This is a genomic window from Pseudomonas sp. PB101, assembly GCF_009764265.1.
Lineage (GTDB): Bacteria > Pseudomonadota > Gammaproteobacteria > Pseudomonadales > Pseudomonadaceae > Aquipseudomonas.
On sequence record NZ_RWIR01000045.1, the window covers coordinates 144,615 to 162,595 of the forward strand.

The 17,981-nt window shown below is 60.5% G+C and carries 15 protein-coding genes and 1 pseudogene; 7 read left to right on the forward strand and 9 right to left on the reverse strand.

Features of this window, described 5'->3' with window-relative positions; translation table 11 throughout:
* Positions 1-47: 47 nt before the first annotated feature.
* From pyk to gcl, 5 genes are all read right to left on the reverse strand, one after another.
* Positions 48-1,463, reverse strand: a complete 1,416-nt coding sequence (gene pyk / locus EI969_RS13770) for a pyruvate kinase (RefSeq protein WP_046037667.1) — start codon at positions 1,461-1,463, stop codon at positions 48-50.
* Positions 1,453-2,733, reverse strand: coding sequence for a glycerate kinase (locus EI969_RS13775; RefSeq protein ID WP_160388287.1), 1,281 nt, complete (start codon positions 2,731-2,733; stop codon positions 1,453-1,455). Before EI969_RS13775 ends, pyk begins: the two co-directional genes overlap by 11 nt.
* 144 nt (positions 2,734-2,877) lie before the next feature.
* Positions 2,878-3,771, reverse strand: coding sequence for a 2-hydroxy-3-oxopropionate reductase (locus EI969_RS13780; RefSeq protein WP_150716447.1), 894 nt, complete (start codon positions 3,769-3,771; stop codon positions 2,878-2,880).
* 150 nt (positions 3,772-3,921) lie between these two features.
* On the reverse strand, positions 3,922-4,704 hold the full coding sequence (hyi, locus tag EI969_RS13785; protein ID WP_160388288.1) for a hydroxypyruvate isomerase: 783 nt from the start codon (positions 4,702-4,704) through the stop codon (positions 3,922-3,924).
* Between the two features lie 137 nt (positions 4,705-4,841).
* Complete coding sequence (gene gcl, locus EI969_RS13790; protein WP_160388289.1) at positions 4,842-6,617, reverse strand: glyoxylate carboligase; 1,776 nt, start codon at positions 6,615-6,617, stop codon at positions 4,842-4,844.
* Between the two features lie 281 nt (positions 6,618-6,898).
* Between gcl and EI969_RS13795 the strand changes: the two genes are divergently transcribed.
* Entirely contained in the window at positions 6,899-7,339 is a 441-nt protein-coding gene (locus EI969_RS13795; protein WP_103394780.1) for a heme-binding protein, read from the forward strand.
* 206 nt (positions 7,340-7,545) lie between these two features.
* Entirely contained in the window at positions 7,546-8,004 is a 459-nt protein-coding gene (locus tag EI969_RS13800; RefSeq protein WP_160388290.1) for a transposase, read from the forward strand.
* Positions 8,005-8,130: 126 nt separating this feature from the next.
* Here the strand turns inward: EI969_RS13800 and EI969_RS13805 are convergent, their stop codons facing one another.
* Complete coding sequence (locus EI969_RS13805; RefSeq protein WP_160388291.1) at positions 8,131-8,739, reverse strand: TetR/AcrR family transcriptional regulator; 609 nt, start codon at positions 8,737-8,739, stop codon at positions 8,131-8,133.
* Between the two features lie 135 nt (positions 8,740-8,874).
* Here EI969_RS13805 and EI969_RS13810 point away from each other — a divergent pair, with 135 nt between their 5' ends.
* Positions 8,875-9,789 carry a DUF808 domain-containing protein gene (locus EI969_RS13810; RefSeq protein WP_160388292.1) on the forward strand — a complete coding sequence of 305 codons (915 nt, stop codon included), beginning with the start codon at positions 8,875-8,877 and terminating at the stop codon, positions 9,787-9,789.
* 61 nt (positions 9,790-9,850) lie between these two features.
* Here EI969_RS13810 and EI969_RS13815 read toward each other — a convergent pair whose 3' ends face one another.
* Both EI969_RS13815 and EI969_RS13820 read right to left on the reverse strand, forming a co-directional pair.
* On the reverse strand, positions 9,851-10,639 hold the full coding sequence (locus EI969_RS13815; protein WP_160388293.1) for a VacJ family lipoprotein: 789 nt from the start codon (positions 10,637-10,639) through the stop codon (positions 9,851-9,853).
* Positions 10,632-11,930 (reverse strand): serine/threonine protein kinase, encoded by a 1,299-nt coding sequence (locus tag EI969_RS13820; protein ID WP_160388294.1) that lies wholly within the window; start codon positions 11,928-11,930, stop codon positions 10,632-10,634. Before EI969_RS13820 ends, EI969_RS13815 begins: the two co-directional genes overlap by 8 nt.
* A 225-nt stretch (positions 11,931-12,155) precedes the next feature.
* Here EI969_RS13820 and EI969_RS13825 point away from each other — a divergent pair, with 225 nt between their 5' ends.
* Complete coding sequence (locus tag EI969_RS13825; protein ID WP_160388295.1) at positions 12,156-12,524, forward strand: hypothetical protein; 369 nt, start codon at positions 12,156-12,158, stop codon at positions 12,522-12,524.
* A gap of 124 nt (positions 12,525-12,648) precedes the next feature.
* Here the strand turns inward: EI969_RS13825 and EI969_RS13830 are convergent.
* A pseudogene (locus EI969_RS13830) lies at positions 12,649-14,245 on the reverse strand (beta (1-6) glucans synthase).
* Between the two features lie 287 nt (positions 14,246-14,532).
* On the opposite strand from EI969_RS13830, the gene EI969_RS13835 reads away from it, so the two are divergent.
* From EI969_RS13835 to EI969_RS13845, 3 genes are all read left to right on the forward strand, one after another.
* Complete coding sequence (locus EI969_RS13835; protein WP_150716436.1) at positions 14,533-15,384, forward strand: glycine betaine ABC transporter substrate-binding protein; 852 nt, start codon at positions 14,533-14,535, stop codon at positions 15,382-15,384.
* Between the two features lie 229 nt (positions 15,385-15,613).
* Entirely contained in the window at positions 15,614-15,925 is a 312-nt protein-coding gene (locus EI969_RS13840) for a DUF485 domain-containing protein (protein ID WP_008061165.1), read from the forward strand.
* Positions 15,922-17,580 carry a cation acetate symporter gene (locus tag EI969_RS13845; protein ID WP_160388297.1) on the forward strand — a complete coding sequence of 553 codons (1,659 nt, stop codon included), beginning with the start codon at positions 15,922-15,924 and terminating at the stop codon, positions 17,578-17,580. Before EI969_RS13840 ends, EI969_RS13845 begins: the two co-directional genes overlap by 4 nt.
* Positions 17,581-17,981: the final 401 nt, after the last annotated feature.

Below are 17,981 nucleotides of genomic sequence, written 5' to 3' on the forward strand. Positions count from 1 at the left end.
GTCCCTGTAGGAGCCGGCTTGCTGGCGATGAGGCCGGTATGGGCGTTCTAGATCAACGTCTCGATACGCAAAGAGTTAGTCGACCCCGGCTGCCCAAAGGGCACACCGGCGGTGATCAACAGCGTGTCGCCTCGCTGGGCCATGCCTTGTGCCTGGGCGATCTCAAGCGCCGTGGAGCAGACTTCATCGACCTGGCGCAGGCGATCGTTGACCACCGAGTGCACACCCCAGGCCACGCTCAGGCGACGGGCGGTCTGCAGGTTCGGCGTCAGGTTGAGGATCGGCACCGTCGGCCGTTCCCGCGCCGCACGCAGGCTCGATGCGCCGGACTCGCTATAGTTGACCAGCACCGCCACCGGCAGCACGTTGCTGATGCGGCGAATGGCGCAGCTGATCGCGTCGGAAACTGTCGCCTCGGCTTTCGGCCGGCTGACGTCGAGTTGAGTCTGATAGTCCGGACCGTTCTCCACCTGACGGATGATCTTGCTCATCATCTGCACGGCTTCGAGCGGGTATTCGCCGGACGCGGTTTCGGCCGACAGCATCACCGCGTCCGCACCTTCGGCCACCGCGTTGGCCACATCGGTTACCTCGGCGCGGGTTGGCGCCGGCGAGAAGCGCATCGACTCGAGCATCTGCGTCGCCACCACCACCGGTTTGCCGAGTTGGCGGCAGGTGCTGATGATGTTCTTCTGAATCTGCGGCACGCTTTCGGCGGGCACTTCCACGCCCAGGTCACCCCGGGCGACCATGATCGCGTCGCTCAATTCGGCGATCTCGCGCAGTTGTTCAACGGCAGACGGCTTTTCGATCTTGGCCATCAGGAACGCCTTGTCGCCGATCAGGGTACGGGCTTCGCGGATGTCATCGGGGCGTTGCACGAACGACAGCGCCACCCAGTCCACACCCAGCTCCAGGCCGAAGGTCAGGTCGCGGCGATCCTTGGCGGTCAGCGGGCTCAGGTCGAGCACCGCTTGTGGCACGTTCACGCCTTTGCGGTCCGACAGTTCACCGCCGTTGAGCACGGTGGTGTCGATGGCGTCGGCGTATTTGGTCACCACCCGCAGACGCAGCTTGCCGTCGTCGAGCAGCAGGTCCATGCCCGGCTCCAGGGCGGCGATGATTTCCGGGTGCGGCAGGTTGACCCGGCGCTCATCGCCCGGCGTGGCATCGAGGTCCAGGCGCAAGGCCTGGCCGCGCACCAGTTGCACCTTGCCTTCGGCGAACTTGCCGACCCGCAGTTTCGGGCCTTGCAGGTCCATCAGGATGCCCAATGGGTAATTCAGCTGGCGCTCGACTTCACGGATCCACTGAAAACGCTGGGCGTGGTCGGCGTGATCGCCATGGCTGAAGTTCAGGCGGAAGATGTTCACCCCGGCCAGCACCAGCTCACGGATGGCGTCGATGCCGTCGGTGGCAGGTCCCAGGGTGGCGAGGATTTTGACCTTTTTATCAGGCGTCATGTTTAGTGCTCTCAAGGATCAGAATGGCGCGGAAGTCGTTGACGTTGGTACGGGTCGGCTCGGTGACGATCAGCGCGTCGAGTGCCTCGAAGTAGCCGTAGCCGTTGTTGTTGTCCAACTCGTCGCTGGCGCTCAGGCCTAGCGCGGCGGCGCGGGCGAAGCTGTCCGGGGTCATGATTGCGCCGGCGTTGTCTTCGGAACCGTCGATGCCGTCGGTGTCACCGGCCAGCGCGTAGACGCCGGGCAGGCCCTTGAGGCTGTCGGTCAGGCTCAGCAGGAACTCGGCGTTGCGCCCGCCACGGCCATTGCCGCGCACGGTCACGGTGGTTTCACCGCCGGAGAGAATCACGCAGGGCGCCGCCAGTGGCTGGCCGTGCAGGACGATCTGCCGCGCGATGCCGGCGTGGACTTTCGCCACCTCGCGGGATTCGCCTTCGAGGTCGCCGAGGATCAGCGGGCTGAACCCGGCCTTACGGCATTTCACCGCCGCCGCTTCCAGCGATTGTTGCGGGCGGGCGATCAACTGGAAATGACTGCGGGCCAGGCTCGGGTCACCGGGCTTGACTGTTTCCGACTCGGGGCTTTGCAGCCAGGTGCGCACCGAGGCCGGAACCTCGATGGCGTAGCGCTTGAGGATCGCCAGCGCTTCGGCCGAGGTGCTTGGGTCGGCCACGGTAGGGCCGGAGGCGATGACCGTGGCGAGGTCGCCCGGTACATCGGAAATCGCGTAGGTGTAGACAGTGGCCGGCCAGCAGGCTTTGCCCAGGCGGCCGCCCTTGATCGCCGAGAGGTGCTTGCGCACGCAGTTCATCTCGCCGATGGTCGCCCCGGATTTGAGCAGGGCTTTGTTGATCGACTGCTTGTCGGCCAGGCTGATGCCGTCGGCCGGCAGTGCCAGCAGGGCAGAGCCACCGCCAGACAGCAGGAAGATCACGCGGTCTTCTTCGCTCAGGTCACTGACCAGCTCGAACACGCGCTTGGCGACGGCAAGACCTGCAGCGTCAGGCACCGGATGCGCGGCTTCGACCACTTCGATTTTTTCGCACGGGGCGCCGTGACCGTAACGGGTCACCACCAGACCGGACACTTCACCCTGCCAGCAGCGCTCGACCACCTGGGCCATGGCGGCGGCGGCTTTACCGGCGCCAATGACGATCACCCGACCGCTGCGATCTTTGGGCAAATGGGCTTCGAGGACTTGCTGAGGATGGGCCGCGTCGATGGCTGTGGCGAACAGCTCGCGCAGGAATTGTTGCGGATCGACCGACATGGCGGGCTCCCGGAATTCTTGTTATTTGAGGGTACGCGGTGCTGTAGGAGCCGGCTTGCTGGCGATCCAGGCGACACGGCCTGTCATGCACACCGCGGTGATGCCATCGCCAGCAAGCCGGCTCCTACAGGGAGGGGGCAGGGCTTACTTCTTGTCGCGAATCGAGAAGTTGGCCATGTGTTCCAGGCCCTTGATCAGCGCCGAGTGGTCCCAGTTGCTGCCACCGATGGCCGCGCAGGTGCTGAACACTTGCTGGGTGTTGGCGGTGTTCGGCAGGTTGATGTTCAGCTCCTTGGCGCCTTGCAGGGCCAGGTTCAGGTCCTTCTGGTGCAGGCTGATGCGGAAGCCCGGATCGAAGGTGCCCTTGATCATGCGCTCGCCGTGCACTTCGAGGATCTTCGAGGAGGCGAAACCACCCATCAGTGCTTCACGCACCTTGGCTGGATCGGCACCGTTTTTCGCAGCGAACAGCAGGGCTTCGGCTACGGCCTGGATGTTCAGGGCGACGATGATCTGGTTGGCGACCTTGGCGGTCTGACCGTCGCCGTTGCCACCGACCAGGGTGATGTTCTTGCCCATGGCCTGGAACAGCGGCAGGGCGCGTTCGAAAGCGTCGGCATCGCCGCCGACCATGATGCTCAGGGTCGCGGCCTTGGCGCCGACTTCACCACCGGAAACAGGTGCGTCGAGGTATTGCGCGCCTTTTTCGTTGATCTTCGCGGCGAAGGCCTTGGTGGCGGTCGGCGAGATCGAGCTCATGTCGATGACGACTTTGCCTTTGCCCACGCCGGCAGCGATGCCGTCGGCACGGAACAGCACGTCATCGACCTGCGGGGTGTCCGGCACCATGACGATGATGAATTCGGCTTCCTGGGCCACATCGCGCGGGTTCGCCAGGGCGACGGCGCCACCGGCAACCAGGTCGGCAGGGGCGGCGTCGTGGTGCGCCGACAGGAACAGGCTGTGACCGGCTTTCTGCAGGTTCAACGCCATTGGGTGGCCCATGATGCCGGTGCCGATAAATCCGATTTTAGCCATGAGAAAATCCTCTTGTTTTTATTGCTGCTTCAAACAAATTGGGAACTGCTTTTGTAGGAGCCGGCTTGCTGGCGATCCAGGCGACACGGTCTGTCTGATGCACCGCGGTGATGCCATCGCCGGCAAGCCGGCTCCTACAAGGGATTGCGTTCAGATCGCGTTGTGGGTTTTCAACCAGCCCAGGCCCGCTTCGGTGGTGGTCAGCGGCTTGTATTCGCAACCGACCCAACCCTGGTAACCGATGCGGTCCAGGTGTTCGAACAGGAAGCGGTAGTTGATTTCACCGGTGCCTGGTTCGTTGCGCCCCGGGTTGTCCGCGAGCTGTACATGGTTGATCTCGCCCAGGTGCGATTGCAGGGTGCGGGCCAGATCGCCTTCCATGATTTGCATGTGGTAGATGTCGTATTGCAGGAACAGGTTGGCGCTGCCGACCTGCTCGCGAATCGACAGGGCTTGCGCCGTGTTGTTCAGGTAGAAGCCCGGGATGTCACGGGTGTTGATCGCTTCCATCACCAGTTTGATGCCCGCCGCTTGCAGCTTGTCGGCCGCGTACTTGAGGTTGGCGACGAAGGTTTTTTCCACGGTGGCGTCGTCAAAACCCTGCGGACGAATACCGGCCAGGCAGTTGACCTGGGTGTTGCCCAGAACCTGCGCGTAGGCGATGGCCAGGTCGACACCGGCACGGAACTCTTCGACCCGATCCGGCAGGCACGCGATACCGCGCTCGCCCTTGGCCCAGTCACCGGCCGGCAGGTTGAACAGCACTTGGGTCAGACCGTTGGCGTCGAGCGTGGCCTTGATTTCGGCGGAGCTGAAGTCGTACGGGAACAGGTATTCGACACCACTGAAACCGGCCTTGGCGGCCGCTTCGAAACGGGCGAGAAAGTCCTGTTCGGTGAACAGCATGGACAGGTTGGCTGCGAAACGCGGCATGGTGGTCTCCCGTGTATGTATGAGGTCCCCTTGTAGGAGCCGGCTTGCTGGCGATGGCGTTGTGTCAGTCATATCAATGTCGATTGATACACCGCTATCGCCAGCAAGCCGGCTCCTACGGGAGAACGAGCAGCTATTTAATCGAGCAACGAAATCGCAGTCGGTGCGTCGTCGCCAACCAGCGCCAGGTCTTCGAATTCGTTGACGGCGTTGATCTCGGTACCCATGGAAATGTTGGTCACGCGTTCCAGGATGATCTCGACGATCACTGGCACCTTGAACTCTTCGATCAGCTCCTGGGCCTTGCGCAGGGCAGGCTGGATCTGGGACGGTTCGAACACACGCAGTGCCTTGCAGCCGAGGCCTTCGGCAACTGCGACGTGGTCCACACCGTAGCCGTTGAGTTCCGGTGCGTTGAGGTTGTCGAAGGACAACTGCACGCAGTAGTCCATGTCGAAACCGCGCTGCGCCTGGCGGATCAGACCCAGGTACGAGTTGTTCACCACGACGTGGATGTACGGCAGCTTGAACTGCGCACCCACCGCCAATTCCTCGATCATGAACTGGAAGTCATAGTCCCCCGACAGGGCCACGACTTTACGGTTCGGATCGGCCTTGACCACGCCCAGCGCAGCCGGAATGGTCCAGCCCAACGGGCCGGCCTGGCCGCAGTTGATCCAGTGACGCGGCTTGTAGACGTGCAGGAACTGCGCGCCGGCAATCTGCGACAGGCCGATGGTGCTGACGTAGCAGGTGTCTTTGCCGAACACCTGGTTCATTTCTTCGTAAACGCGTTGCGGCTTGACCGGCACGTTGTCGAAGTGAGTCTTGCGCTGCAGGCTGGCTTTACGCTGCTGGCAGTCTTGCAGCCAGGCGCTGCGGTTCTTCAGCTTGCCGGCGGCTTGCCATTCGCGAGCGACTTCGATGAACACGGTCAGCGCGGCAGCGGCGTCGGACACGATGCCCAGGTCCGGGGTGAACACGCGGCCAATCTGCGTGCCTTCAATGTCGACGTGGATGAACTTGCGACCTTCGGTATAGACGTCGACCGAACCGGTGTGACGGTTGGCCCAACGGTTGCCGATACCCAGTACCACGTCGGATTTGAGCATGGTCGCGTTGCCGTAGCGGTGCGAGGTCTGCAAGCCAACCATGCCGACCATCAACGGGTGATCGTCCGGGATGGTGCCCCAGCCCATCAGGGTCGGGATAACCGGAATACCGGTCAGCTCGGCGAACTCCATCAGCAGGTCGCTGGCGTCGGCATTGATGATGCCACCACCGGCTACCAGCAGTGGACGCTCGGCCTGATCGAGCAGGGCCAGAGCCTTCTCGACCTGAACGCGGCTGGCGGTCGGCTTGGCCAAAGGCAGCGGCTGGTAGGCGTCGATGTCGAATTCGATCTCGGCCATCTGCACGTCGAACGGCAGGTCGATCAGCACCGGGCCTGGACGGCCGGAGCGCATTTCAAAGAAAGCTTTCTGGAACGCGTAAGGCACCTGGCCCGGTTCGAGAACAGTGGTCGCCCACTTGGTGACTGGCTTGACGATGCTGGTGATGTCGACAGCCTGGAAGTCTTCCTTGTGCATACGGGCGCGGGGTGCCTGGCCGGTAATGCAGAGGATTGGAATCGAGTCGGCCGAGGCGCTGTAGAGCCCGGTGACCATGTCGGTGCCGGCAGGGCCGGAAGTCCCGATGCACACGCCGATGTTGCCGGCCTTGGTGCGGGTGTAGCCCTCGGCCATGTGCGAGGCGCCTTCAACGTGGCGAGCGAGTACGTGATCGATGCCGCCGACTTTTTGCAAGGCGTTGTACAGCGGGTTGATGGCTGCACCTGGGATGCCAAAAGCGGTATCAACCCCTTCACGGCGCATCACCAGAACGGCGGCTTCGATTGCTCTCATTTTGCTCATGGTTTTGTGCCTCTTTACGTTTTGTAATTGTATACAAGTGGCTTTGCGCAGAGTGTATTCACGGCGGACGGCGCAGGTCAATCCATTTTCTCAAGCGCTTGTTTCATTCGACGGAAGGCCAGTCTACTGTGGCTTTTCGTCGCATGTGGCGCTTTTCGAGAATTATTGTATACAAAAAAATAATTCATTGTGTTCTATTTGTTGCATCGGGCTGCGGCAGATCGTCTCGCACATGTGCCGCAGCCCCACGGCTTTCCGAAAAACAAAATGAGGACGGCACCATGAGCGCTTTAACCTTGAAAGTCGCAGTCAACCTGGTCAACGAAGCCATCAGCGCAGGGCGTGCGATTTCCGCTGCACCCTTGACCATCGCGGTACTGGATGCCGGCGGGCATCTGATCACCCTGCAACGCGAAGACGGTGCGAGCCTGCTGCGCCCGCACGTCGCCATCGGCAAAGCCTGGGGCGCCATCGCGCTGGGCAAGGGTTCACGCCTGCTGGCGCTGGACGCCCAGCAACGCCCGGCGTTCATCGCCGCGTTGAACAGCCTGGGGCAGGGCAGCGTCGTGCCGGCACCGGGTGGTGTGCTGGTTCGCGATCAGGACGGGAATGTGCTGGGGGCGGTAGGCATCAGCGGCGATCTGTCGGATGTTGACGAGCAGTGCGCGATCAATGCGATCGAGGCGTTGGGGTTGGTGGCGGATGCGGGGGTGGCGGCTTGATCGGCAGCGCCTGAGCTAATGCCATCGCGGGCAAGCCCCACAATGATCGAAGGTGCTCACATATTTTATGTACACCATCAGGCCCTGTGGGAGCGGGCTTGCCCGCGATGGCAATCGACGGGACACATCCAGCTAAAGGTCTGCATGACCATCCGGCATTTCCGGGGCTAGCCTTCTCATGACTTCATCATGAGAGTGGCAAAGGAATGCCGGATTCACCCGCTTCACATCGCCTGCGCACGGGTCGCTATGCCGAACCCAATCGAATCTATTTACTGACCACCAATACGCTTGGCCGAGAACCGGTTTTTGCCGATTACGCTTTGGGCAGATTGGTAGTTCATCAATTTCGCCGGGCATATGATCTTGGGTTGGCAAAGTCACTGGCTTGGGTTGTCATGCCCGACCATTTTCATTGGCTGGTCGAATTGGAAAACTGTTCGCTCAGAAAGCTCATGCGCCAGACTAAATCCCTGATTACGCGGGACGTGAATCTTTCGAATGGTAGAGGTGGACCGCTTTGGCAGCAGGGTTATCACGACCGGGCGTTGAGGCGGGAGGAGGATTTGGTGAGGTTAGCTCGGTATGTGGTAGCAAATCCACTGCGAGCCGGGCTTGTTGAAAAGCTTGGTGACTATCCGTTGTTGGATGCCGTTTGGGTTTGAACCGGTACCGAGTCGCCTTCATCGCTGGCAAGCCAGCTCCCACAGGTTGCCGTGTTGAACTCAAGCTTTGTGAACGGCACAAATCTCTGTGGGAGCTGGCTTGCCGGCGATTGGTGGCACCACGGTCTACCTGTCCGGCTCACACCCCTTCAACACCAACCGGATAATCGTCTGCGCCGCCGCTTCATAATCCTCTTCATCCAGCCGGGCCTTGCCGGTGATGGCGGTGATTTGCCAGTCGAAGTCGGCGTAGGTCTGGGTCGCGGCCCAGATGCTGAACATCAGGTGGTTGGGGTCGATGGGGGCGATTTGGCCGCGGTCGATCCAGGTCTGGATGCACTCGATGTTGTGTTTGGCCTGGCCATTGAGCTGTTCGACCAGATCGCTGCTCAGGTGGGGGGCGCCGTGCATGATTTCGCTGGCGAACACCTTGGAGGCGAAAGGCAGGTCGCGGGAGATGCGGATTTTCGAGCGAATGTAGCCGCTGAGCACTTCACCGGGTTCGCCGTCCGGGTTGAACGGCGTCGAAGCCTGCAGGATCGGCTCGATGATGCTTTCCAGGACCTCGCGGTAGAGGTTTTCCTTGGATTTGAAGTAGTAGTAGACGTTGGGCTTGGGCAATCCCGCCTTGGCTGCGATGTCACTGGTTTTGGTCGCAGCGAAGCCCTTGTCGGCGAACTCCTCACTGGCGGCACGCAGGATCAATTGTTTGTTGCGCTCGCGGATAGTGCTCATAAACCCGGTGATTCCTTGCCTGTTCTGGCGGTTGCGCATGGTATCACCGGCCTCGCGCGGCGCTCAAGAATGCACCGCAGCCCGTGATGCCGCGCTATGCTGCTGCGCATTCATTTGCAGAAGGAAACCCGATTCATGGCAGGAAGCAGTTTGCTGGTGCTGATCGACGACATCGCGGCCGTGCTGGACGACGTGTCGGTGATGACCAAAATGGCCGCCAAGAAAACCGCCGGCGTACTCGGTGACGACCTGGCACTCAATGCCCAGCAAGTCAGCGGCGTGCGTGCCGAGCGGGAAATCCCGGTGGTCTGGGCGGTCGCCAAGGGTTCGTTCATCAATAAATTGATCCTGGTGCCGTCGGCGCTGGCGATCAGTGCGTTCATTCCGTGGCTGGTCACCCCGTTGTTGATGGTGGGTGGCGCCTACTTGTGCTTTGAGGGTTTTGAAAAGCTCGCCCACAAGTTCCTGCACAGCAAGGCCGAAGACCACGCTGAGCATGCCGAACTGGTCGAGGCGGTGGCGGACCCGGCGGTCGACCTGGTGGCGTTCGAAAAGGACAAGATCAAAGGCGCGATCCGCACCGACTTCATTCTTTCGGCGGAAATCATCGCCATTACCCTCGGCACCGTGGCCGGTGCGCCATTGAGCCAGCAAGTCATCGTGCTGTCGGGCATTGCCATTGTCATGACTGTCGGCGTGTACGGATTGGTAGCCGGCATCGTCAAACTCGATGACCTCGGATTGTGGCTGACCCAGAAGCCGGGCCAGATGGCCAAAAGCATCGGTGGCGCCATCCTGCGTGCTGCACCGTACATGATGAAAAGCCTGTCGGTGATTGGCACGGCGGCAATGTTTCTGGTCGGCGGCGGCATCCTGACCCACGGCGTGCCGGTGGTGCATCACTGGATCGAAAGTGTCAGCGCGGCGGCGGGTGGCGGCGGATTTATCGTGCCGGTGTTGCTCAATGGCGTAGCGGGGATTGTCGCAGGGGCGGTGGTGTTGGTTGGCGTCATGGCTGCCAGCAAGATCTGGAAAGCCCTGAAAGGCTGAAGACAGCACAAAACAACTGTGGGAGCGGGCTTGCTCCCACAGTGTTTTTCGGCTGCCTTGTTTACTCCGCGACCTGCAACTTGCGCGCTTCGGTGTACACGTAGCGCACTTTCTCGTACTCGAACGGCGAGTTCATCTGGCCATAGCGGAAGCTGGTCTGGTTGCGCTTGTCGATGCCGCGCAGGATCCAGACTTCCGGATGGTTGGAGCTGACTTCGGCCACGTTGAGGAAGTTGATCGCATTCTCGGCCGTGTAGTCCACCAGCAGGCCGCCGGTGTCACGCAGGTTCGACGGGCCGAGGATCGGCAGGACGAAGTAGGCGCCGCCCGGCACGCCATAGAAGCCCAGGGTCTGGCCGAAGTCTTCGCTCTGGCGCGGCAGGCCCATGGCGGTGGCCGGGTCCCACAGGCCGGCGATGCCGATGGTGGTGTTGAGCAACAGGCGCCCGGTGGTTTCCAGCGAACGCTGACCCTTGAGTTGCAGCAGGCTGTTCAACAGGTTGGGCACGTCGCCGAGGTTGTTGAAGAAGTTGCTGACACCGGTGCGCAGGAAGCTTGGGGTGACGTAGCGGTAACCGTTGACCACCGGCAGGAATACCCATTGGTCGAAGCGGTAGTTGAAGTGATAGACGCGCCGGTTCCACTCTTCCAGCGGATCGTAGACGGCCAGTGCGCCGAGCGTCGAGCGCTCGAACTCGCGCTGATCCAGGCCCGGGTTGAATTTGAGTTTACTCAGCGGTTCCTTGAAGCCGTCACTGTCGACGACCACGGGGGCGTTGGCTTTGCTGTTGTCTGCCTGGGCGACGCCTGCACAGAGTAACGCTGCAAGAAGCAGGAGATATTTAGCCACGGAAGAACTCCAGCATGGCGTCGCTGTTGACGCGGTAGTTAATGTTGCCGCAATGCCCACCCAGCGGGTAAACGGTCAAGCGGTCACCGAAAGTCTTGCGCAGGAAGCCCAGGTCGCCAGGGCCGAGGATCACGTCATCGGCGTTGTGCATCACGGCGATTTTCGGGCTTTTTTGCAGATAGTCCTTCAGCGCATACAGGCTGACCTGGTCAATCAGTTGTAGCAGGCTGCCGCCGTCGGTGCGGGCGCGCCACATCGGGATGACCTGTTCGGTGATGTAGCAGTCGAAGTCGCATTGCAGCGCACGCTTGAGGAATGGCGTGAGGCTGGTGCCCTCGGTGATCGGGAACTTGGGCGGGGTGATCAGGCCGCGACGGTTGATCAGGTCCGAGGTGAAGGCGATGTCCGCCGCCGAGAAACGGAACGACGTACCGATCAGCATGGCCATCTGCTCGTTGGTCAGGTGCTGTTTGGATTGCTGGAAGTCGTAGAGCAGGGCGTCGTTAAGGTCGATGTAGCCCTTTTGCTGGAAGTAGCGGGTCAGCTTGTCCAGCACCAGTTCATAGAAGGTGGTGCTGTTGTTGATGCCCTTGACCTCGGTCTGGACCAGCTTGTCGAGGTTGCTGATCGAGGTGTAGAGATTGACCGGCGGGTTGAGCAGCAGGACTTTCTTGAAATTGAAGCTGCGCCGGGTTTCGTCCAGGTGCGCGACGAAAGCGGCATCCAGCGCACCGAGGCTGTACCCGGTCAGGTAGTAATCGGTGACCGGCAATTTCGGGTTCTGTGCCCGCACGGCCTGCATTACCCGGTACAGGTCTTCGGCGTCTTCCTTGGACACGCCCGGCGTGGCGAAGCGCGATGCGGCGCTGATGAAGTCATAGCTGGTGGGCGATGACAGCTGCACCACGTGGTAGCCGGCCTTGTAGTAGAGCTTCTTCAGGTATTCGTTCAGGGTGCTGTCGTAGCGTGCACCGGTACCGGCGATCAGGAAAATCAGCGGTGCGGCGTGATCCTGCGTGGCAATGAGGTAGTTGAGTTTCTTCACCGCCCAGAAATTGTCCGGCAGCTCGAACGCCCGTTCCGGACGCAAGGTGACGCTGCGCACTGACTGATCGATGTCTTCGTCCAGCGGTAGCTCCGGACGCAGGTCCGGAGGCGTGGTCGCGATGGTCGCCTCGAACGGGTTGGTCAGGGGGTAGCCATAACTGGCGGCGTCAATGTCGACCGCCAGTGCAGACGCACTCAATATAAGGCCGCCAAACAGGGCGGCGAAGCGCAAGGAACGGAGCATGACTAAATCCCTTAGAAGAAGGTGCCGGATGAATTTCGCAGGCTATGACCACCGGATATGCGCCTAAGTGCCAACCATCGGCACCAAACAGGCTTGATTTCGAAGTAATAGTAGCTGGACGATACACTTTGCAGCGATTGAATGACCAGTTAACAGTTGTTATAGCTTGCGAAACGTTTAAGGGCGATTAAGCTGGCCGCCGTTTTTCGCCGATTGGAGTGTTCCATGTCTCGCCGCCTGCCCGTGATTCTGCTGCTCGTTTTGCTGCCTGTATGGCTGGCCGCCAGTTATGGCGCGCGTTATGGCTTCATGGAGGATGCGCAGTGGGTCGGCATTTGCGTGGATGGGGTCAGCCGCTGGGAATGCCAGGTGCGTTCGAACCTGGGCTTGATGATTCACTTCGCGGTGCTGGGCTGGGCTGCGTTGGCGTCAGCCATCGTCGGCTTCGTCGTGCCGGGACGGGCAGGGTGGTGGCTGGCGGTGCTGGCGTTGGTGCTCGGGTTCCCGGCGCTGGCGTTGTACAACACCACGCTGGCGGTGTTTGCGGTGGTGATTGCGGGGTTGCGGTTGGTCAGGGCGTCTCGTAGCGTCTGACTGGCCTCATCGCGGGCAAGCCCGCTCCCACAGGGATCTTTGTCGTACACAAACTCTGTGTTCACTGAGTAACCCTGTGGGAGCGGGCTTGCCCGCGATGGCGAACTATCCGGTCACTAAAGAATCAAGCCTTGCGAACGCGCAGGCAGCGCCACAACGCAGCCACCATCAACCCGCTCACCAGCGCCCAGCCCAAGGCCTGCTGGTTCTGCAGGCCTTCAACGAACAACTGCGGCGCAATACCGGCACCGATGATGAACGTCAGCAAGGCAATCTCGCGGCGCGGCACGTTCACCGGGCGGCACAGATAAACCAGCGCCGGCACGATGAACGCGACACTCGGGAAGCTGCGGTAGCGCGGGTCGAGCACCAGTTCCAGCATCATCACGGCTGCCGCGAAGCCTGCCGTTGCCACCAGCCAGCCAGCCCGACGTTCCAGCACGTTGAAAGCCTGTGCGCGCCAACCGCTGCGAGAGCTCAATGCCAGTGCGGCATGGGCCAGCACCAGCAGATTCAGAGCGGTCAGCAAACCGACCCATAGCCATTCGCTGGCAAAACGCGTGGTCACCCGTGCCAGGTCACCCCAGGCGCCAATCGAACAGGCCGCCAACGCGGCGAGCAGCGGCAGCACCAGCGCCGAGCGCGTCGTGCGAACCCGGCCGCCCAGCAACAACGTGCCGATGAAGATCAAGCCACCCACCGCCAGCCATTGCGACCAGTACGGTACGTTTGTCACCGGCCCGGCCAGTACGCCCTTGTCCTGGCGATCGGCATCGAACAGTCCCCAGTAACCGCCGACCGCACCTTCACTGGCGCGTTTCCATGGCTGGTCGAAGGCTTCGATCAGGTTGTAGTGCCAGCCCTGTTGTTCGGCCATGGCGACAAAACCACGAATGAACCTGGCTTCGTTGACCCGACTTGGAACAGCGATGCGGCGCTGACGGCCTTCACTGGGCCAGCCAGTTTCGCCGATAAACACTTCCTTGGGGGCGAACATACTGCCGAACATCTTGCGCACATCGGCAAGTTGCGACAGGGAGACCTCGACGTCCCAAGGGTAATCGCCCCAGTAAGGCAACAGGTGGATAGTCACGAAGTCCACCGATGGAGCGATTTCCGGATGCTTTTGCCAAAACTCCCAAACGTCAGCGTAGGTGACGGGTTGTTTGACCTGACTCTTGACTCGATCAATCAGTTTTATCAGCTGGGTGCTGGTGACTTCCTTACGCAACAGGGCCTCGTTGCCGACGATTACCGCAGTGACCACGTCCGGGTTGGCGTTGGCTTCGGCGATCAGCAGCTCCACTTCCTTGGCGGTATCCACCGGGTTGCTGTTGACCCAGGCGCCGATCATCATTTTCAGGCCATGCTTGCGCGCCAGTTCCGGCAGGGCTTCGAGGCCGGTCATGGAATAGGTGCGGATGCATTCGAAGCTTTTGGACAGCAGCGCCAGGTCGGCATCCATGCGCTCGGGGCGCAAGTTGAATGGAACGTCGAATGGCGACTGGTCTTTATCGAACGGGGTATAAGAGGCGCATTGCAGCTTGTGCGTCGCACTGGCGACATCCGGCAGGATCACCGGTTTGCCGAGGCCGTACCAGAAGCCGCCAAGGGCAAACAACCCCAGCAGGCAAGCGAATAGATAAGCAGCAAAAGGGAAACGGGATGTCGCGGACATGGTCACTGCCGTGTGGGAGCAAAGCGGCGCATGTTACCTGCATTTAACACGTGTCTGGTGGCTTGCATGATTTTGACATGCAAAGTTCGGGCGGGTTGGCGTGGGTGTTTGTCGTGGTCAGGATTAATGGCTTTCTGATGTCGTTTCTCGATGCCTTGAGGTCGCTGGCAGAGCAGGTCGCGATGAGCGTCAGGTTGATTATCGAGGCGTCAGTACTCCGCTGATGTTCGGACGAGTTTGCGGTGAGGCGTGATGGGGGCGCTGAGCACCATAACAATACGTTTAAGCGACTCGGCATCCGTCGAGCGCAGCACTTTCGGGGAAGTAACGATGAAGATGCGACGACTCTTGGGCGCAGGTGCCGCTTTGGTGCTGGCAATCAGCTCCACCGTGGCCAGTGCCGCCGGTAAGGAAGTGACTCTCGGTTATGTCGATGGCTGGTCGGACAGCGTTGCCACGACCAACGTGGCTGCGGAAGTGATCAGGCAGAAACTCGGTTATGACGTGAAGCTGCAAGCCGTCGCCACCGGGATCATGTGGCAGGGCGTTGCCACCGGCAAGCTCGACGCCATGCTGTCGGCCTGGCTGCCGGTGACCCACGGTGATTACTGGACGAAGAACAAGGATCAGGTCGTCGATTACGGCCCGAACTTCAAGGACGCGAAAATCGGCCTGATCGTGCCGGAGTACGTTAAAGCCAAGTCCATCGAGGACCTGAAGACCGACGATAGCTTCAAGAACCGCATCGTCGGCATCGACGCCGGTTCAGGCGTGATGCTCAAGACCGATCAGGCCATCAAGGACTACGACCTGACCGGCTATCAACTCAAGGCCAGTTCCGGCGCCGGCATGATCGCCGAGCTGACCCGTGCCGAGAAGAAGAATGAATCCATCGCAGTGACCGGCTGGGTGCCGCACTGGATGTTCGCCAAGTGGAAACTGCGCTTCCTCGAAGACCCGAAAGGCGTGTACGGCGCGGCTGAAACCGTGAACAACATCGGCAGCAAAGGCCTGGAGGCCAAGGCGCCGGAAGTGGCCAAGTTCCTGAAGAACTTCCAGTGGGAATCCAAGGATGAGATCGGTCAGGTGATGCTGGCGATCCAGGACGGTGCCAAGCCAGAAGCGGCGGCGAAGGATTGGGTAGCCAAACACCCAGAGCGTGTTGCTGACTGGACCAAGTAACAGGCATCTCGCTGTACCCTGTAGGAGCGAGCCTGTTCGCGATGGACGTGAACGTTAACGCGTGCTTTCAGAAATAGCGTGGCGTCTGCGAATTCATCGCGAGCAAGCTCGCTCCTACAATTGGCAGTTCTGTCATGTGGTTCTAAGACTAAGGTCGTCTGGAACCTGCCCCGCAGCCGCATAGAGTGGATACCGTTCCAACTTAATCTGTGCTGCGAGGATAAAAACAATGAACGACAGCATTTACCTCTCGATTCAAAACAGCCCGCGCTTCAAGGAGCTGGTTAGCAAGAGGGAACGATTCGCCTGGATTCTTTCGGCGATCATGCTAGGGCTTTACTCCGGATTCATCCTTTTGATTGCTTACGGGCCGCATGTTCTGGGGGCGAAGATCAGCCCTGAGTCCTCGATTACCTGGGGCATCCCGATTGGTGTCGGGCTGATTGTCTCGGCCTTCATCCTGACCGGCATCTACGTGCGCCGCGCCAATGGCGAATTCGACGACCTGAACAATGCGATTCTCAAGGAGGCTCAGCAATGATCCGGCGTCTAATGGCTCTTTTGAGCATCGCAGCGTTCGCACCTGGCGCCTGGGCGGCTGACGCCCTGACCGGCGCCGTGCAGAAGCAACCCCTCAACGTTTCCGCGATCCTGATGTTCATCGCATTCGTCGGCGCGACCCTGTGCATCACGTACTGGGCGTCCAAGAAAAACAAGTCGGCCTCCGACTACTACGCCGCTGGCGGCAAGATCACCGGTTTCCAGAACGGTCTGGCGATTGCCGGTGACTACATGTCCGCGGCGTCTTTCCTGGGTATTTCCGCGCTGGTGTTCACCTCCGGCTACGACGGCCTGATCTACTCGATCGGCTTCCTGGTGGGCTGGCCGATCATTCTGTTCCTGATCGCCGAGCGCCTGCGTAACCTGGGCAAATACACCTTTGCCGACGTGGCGTCCTACCGCCTCGGGCAAACCCAGATCCGCTCGCTGTCCGCCTGCGGTTCGCTGGTGGTGGTGGCGTTCTACCTGATCGCGCAAATGGTGGGTGCCGGCAAGCTGATCCAGTTGCTGTTCGGTCTCGACTACCACGTTGCGGTGATCCTGGTCGGTATCCTGATGTGCCTGTACGTGTTGTTCGGCGGCATGCTGGCGACCACCTGGGTGCAGATCATCAAGGCAGTGTTGCTGCTGTCCGGCGCTTCCTTCATGGCGCTGATGGTGATGAAGCACGTCAACTTCGACTTCAACGCACTGTTCTCCGAGGCGATCAAGGTTCACCCGAAAGGTGAGGCGATCATGAGCCCTGGCGGCCTGGTGAAAGACCCGATCTCGGCGTTCTCCCTTGGCCTGGCACTGATGTTCGGTACCGCTGGCCTGCCGCACATCCTGATGCGCTTCTTCACCGTGAGTGACGCGAAAGAAGCGCGCAAGAGCGTGCTGTACGCAACCGGCTTCATTGGTTACTTCTACATCCTGACCTTCATCATCGGCTTCGGCGCGATCCTGTTGGTCAGCACCAACCCGGCCTTCAAGGATGCTGCTGGCGCTCTGTTGGGTGGCAACAACATGGCGGCGGTGCACCTGGCCAACGCGGTCGGTGGCAGCATTTTCCTGGGCTTCATCTCGGCGGTGGCGTTCGCGACCATTCTGGCAGTGGTTGCCGGTCTGACCCTGGCCGGTGCTTCGGCGGTGTCCCATGACCTGTACGCCAGCGTGATCAAGAAGGGCAAGGCCAACGAGAAGGACGAGATTCGCGTCTCGAAAATCACCACTATCGCTTTGGCGGTGCTGGCAATTGGTCTGGGTATCCTGTTCGAGAGCCAGAACATTGCGTTCATGGTGGGCCTGGCGTTCTCCATCGCGGCGAGCTGCAACTTCCCGGTGCTGCTGCTTTCCATGTACTGGAAAAAGCTGACCACCCGCGGTGCGATGATTGGTGGTTGGTTGGGCTTGATCAGCGCTGTTGGCTTGATGGTCCTTGGGCCAACCATCTGGGTGCAGATCCTGCATCACGAGAAGGCTATCTTCCCGTATGAGTATCCAGCTCTGTTCTCGATGATCATTGCGTTTGTCGGTATCTGGTTCTTCTCGATTACTGACAAATCCACGGCGGCTGACAATGAGCGTGCGCTGTTCTTCCCGCAGTTTGTTCGTTCGCAGACTGGGTTGGGGGCGAGTGGGGCTGTTTCGCACTAAGGCTTCATGGCTTTATATGTAGGTTGCACTGACATTGAATGCCCCGGTCGAGAGATCGGGGCATTTTTTATTGGTCGATAACCGCCCCGTATTTGGCTGATGTACGTGGTCTTGTAGGAGCTGGCTTGCCAGCGATGGCTATCTGACTGAGTACATATCCATTTCTGCGGTAACGGCGGCTTATGGTTTCGCCCTTACGGCGAGTCACTTTTTTTACAAGCGCCTAAAAAAAGTAACCAAAAAAACGCTCGCCCCGAGCGTCCGGCCCCTCGCCTAGGCTCGGCGTTCCTTCGCTCCGGCATTCATCCGGGGGCATCGCCCTCCGGTTGGCTTCGCTGGCACCTACATGCGATGAGTTCGACTGCGTCGAACGGCGCTGCGCGCCAATCCCCGGATGAACA

Coding starts and splice junctions, on each gene's coding strand:
- pyk (WP_046037667.1), bottom strand. CDS start 1,463: ATGACGCCTGATAAAAAGGTCAAAATCCTCGCCACCCTGGGACCTGCC.
- EI969_RS13775 (WP_160388287.1), bottom strand. CDS start 2,733: ATGTCGGTCGATCCGCAACAATTCCTGCGCGAGCTGTTCGCCACAGCC.
- EI969_RS13780 (WP_150716447.1), bottom strand. CDS start 3,771: ATGGCTAAAATCGGATTTATCGGCACCGGCATCATGGGCCACCCAATG.
- hyi (WP_160388288.1), bottom strand. CDS start 4,704: ATGCCGCGTTTCGCAGCCAACCTGTCCATGCTGTTCACCGAACAGGAC.
- gcl (WP_160388289.1), bottom strand. CDS start 6,617: ATGAGCAAAATGAGAGCAATCGAAGCCGCCGTTCTGGTGATGCGCCGT.
- EI969_RS13795 (WP_103394780.1), top strand. CDS start 6,899: ATGAGCGCTTTAACCTTGAAAGTCGCAGTCAACCTGGTCAACGAAGCC.
- EI969_RS13800 (WP_160388290.1), top strand. CDS start 7,546: ATGCCGGATTCACCCGCTTCACATCGCCTGCGCACGGGTCGCTATGCC.
- EI969_RS13805 (WP_160388291.1), bottom strand. CDS start 8,739: ATGAGCACTATCCGCGAGCGCAACAAACAATTGATCCTGCGTGCCGCC.
- EI969_RS13810 (WP_160388292.1), top strand. CDS start 8,875: ATGGCAGGAAGCAGTTTGCTGGTGCTGATCGACGACATCGCGGCCGTG.
- EI969_RS13820 (WP_160388294.1), bottom strand. CDS start 11,930: ATGCTCCGTTCCTTGCGCTTCGCCGCCCTGTTTGGCGGCCTTATATTG.
- EI969_RS13825 (WP_160388295.1), top strand. CDS start 12,156: ATGTCTCGCCGCCTGCCCGTGATTCTGCTGCTCGTTTTGCTGCCTGTA.
- EI969_RS13835 (WP_150716436.1), top strand. CDS start 14,533: ATGAAGATGCGACGACTCTTGGGCGCAGGTGCCGCTTTGGTGCTGGCA.
- EI969_RS13840 (WP_008061165.1), top strand. CDS start 15,614: ATGAACGACAGCATTTACCTCTCGATTCAAAACAGCCCGCGCTTCAAG.
- EI969_RS13845 (WP_160388297.1), top strand. CDS start 15,922: ATGATCCGGCGTCTAATGGCTCTTTTGAGCATCGCAGCGTTCGCACCT.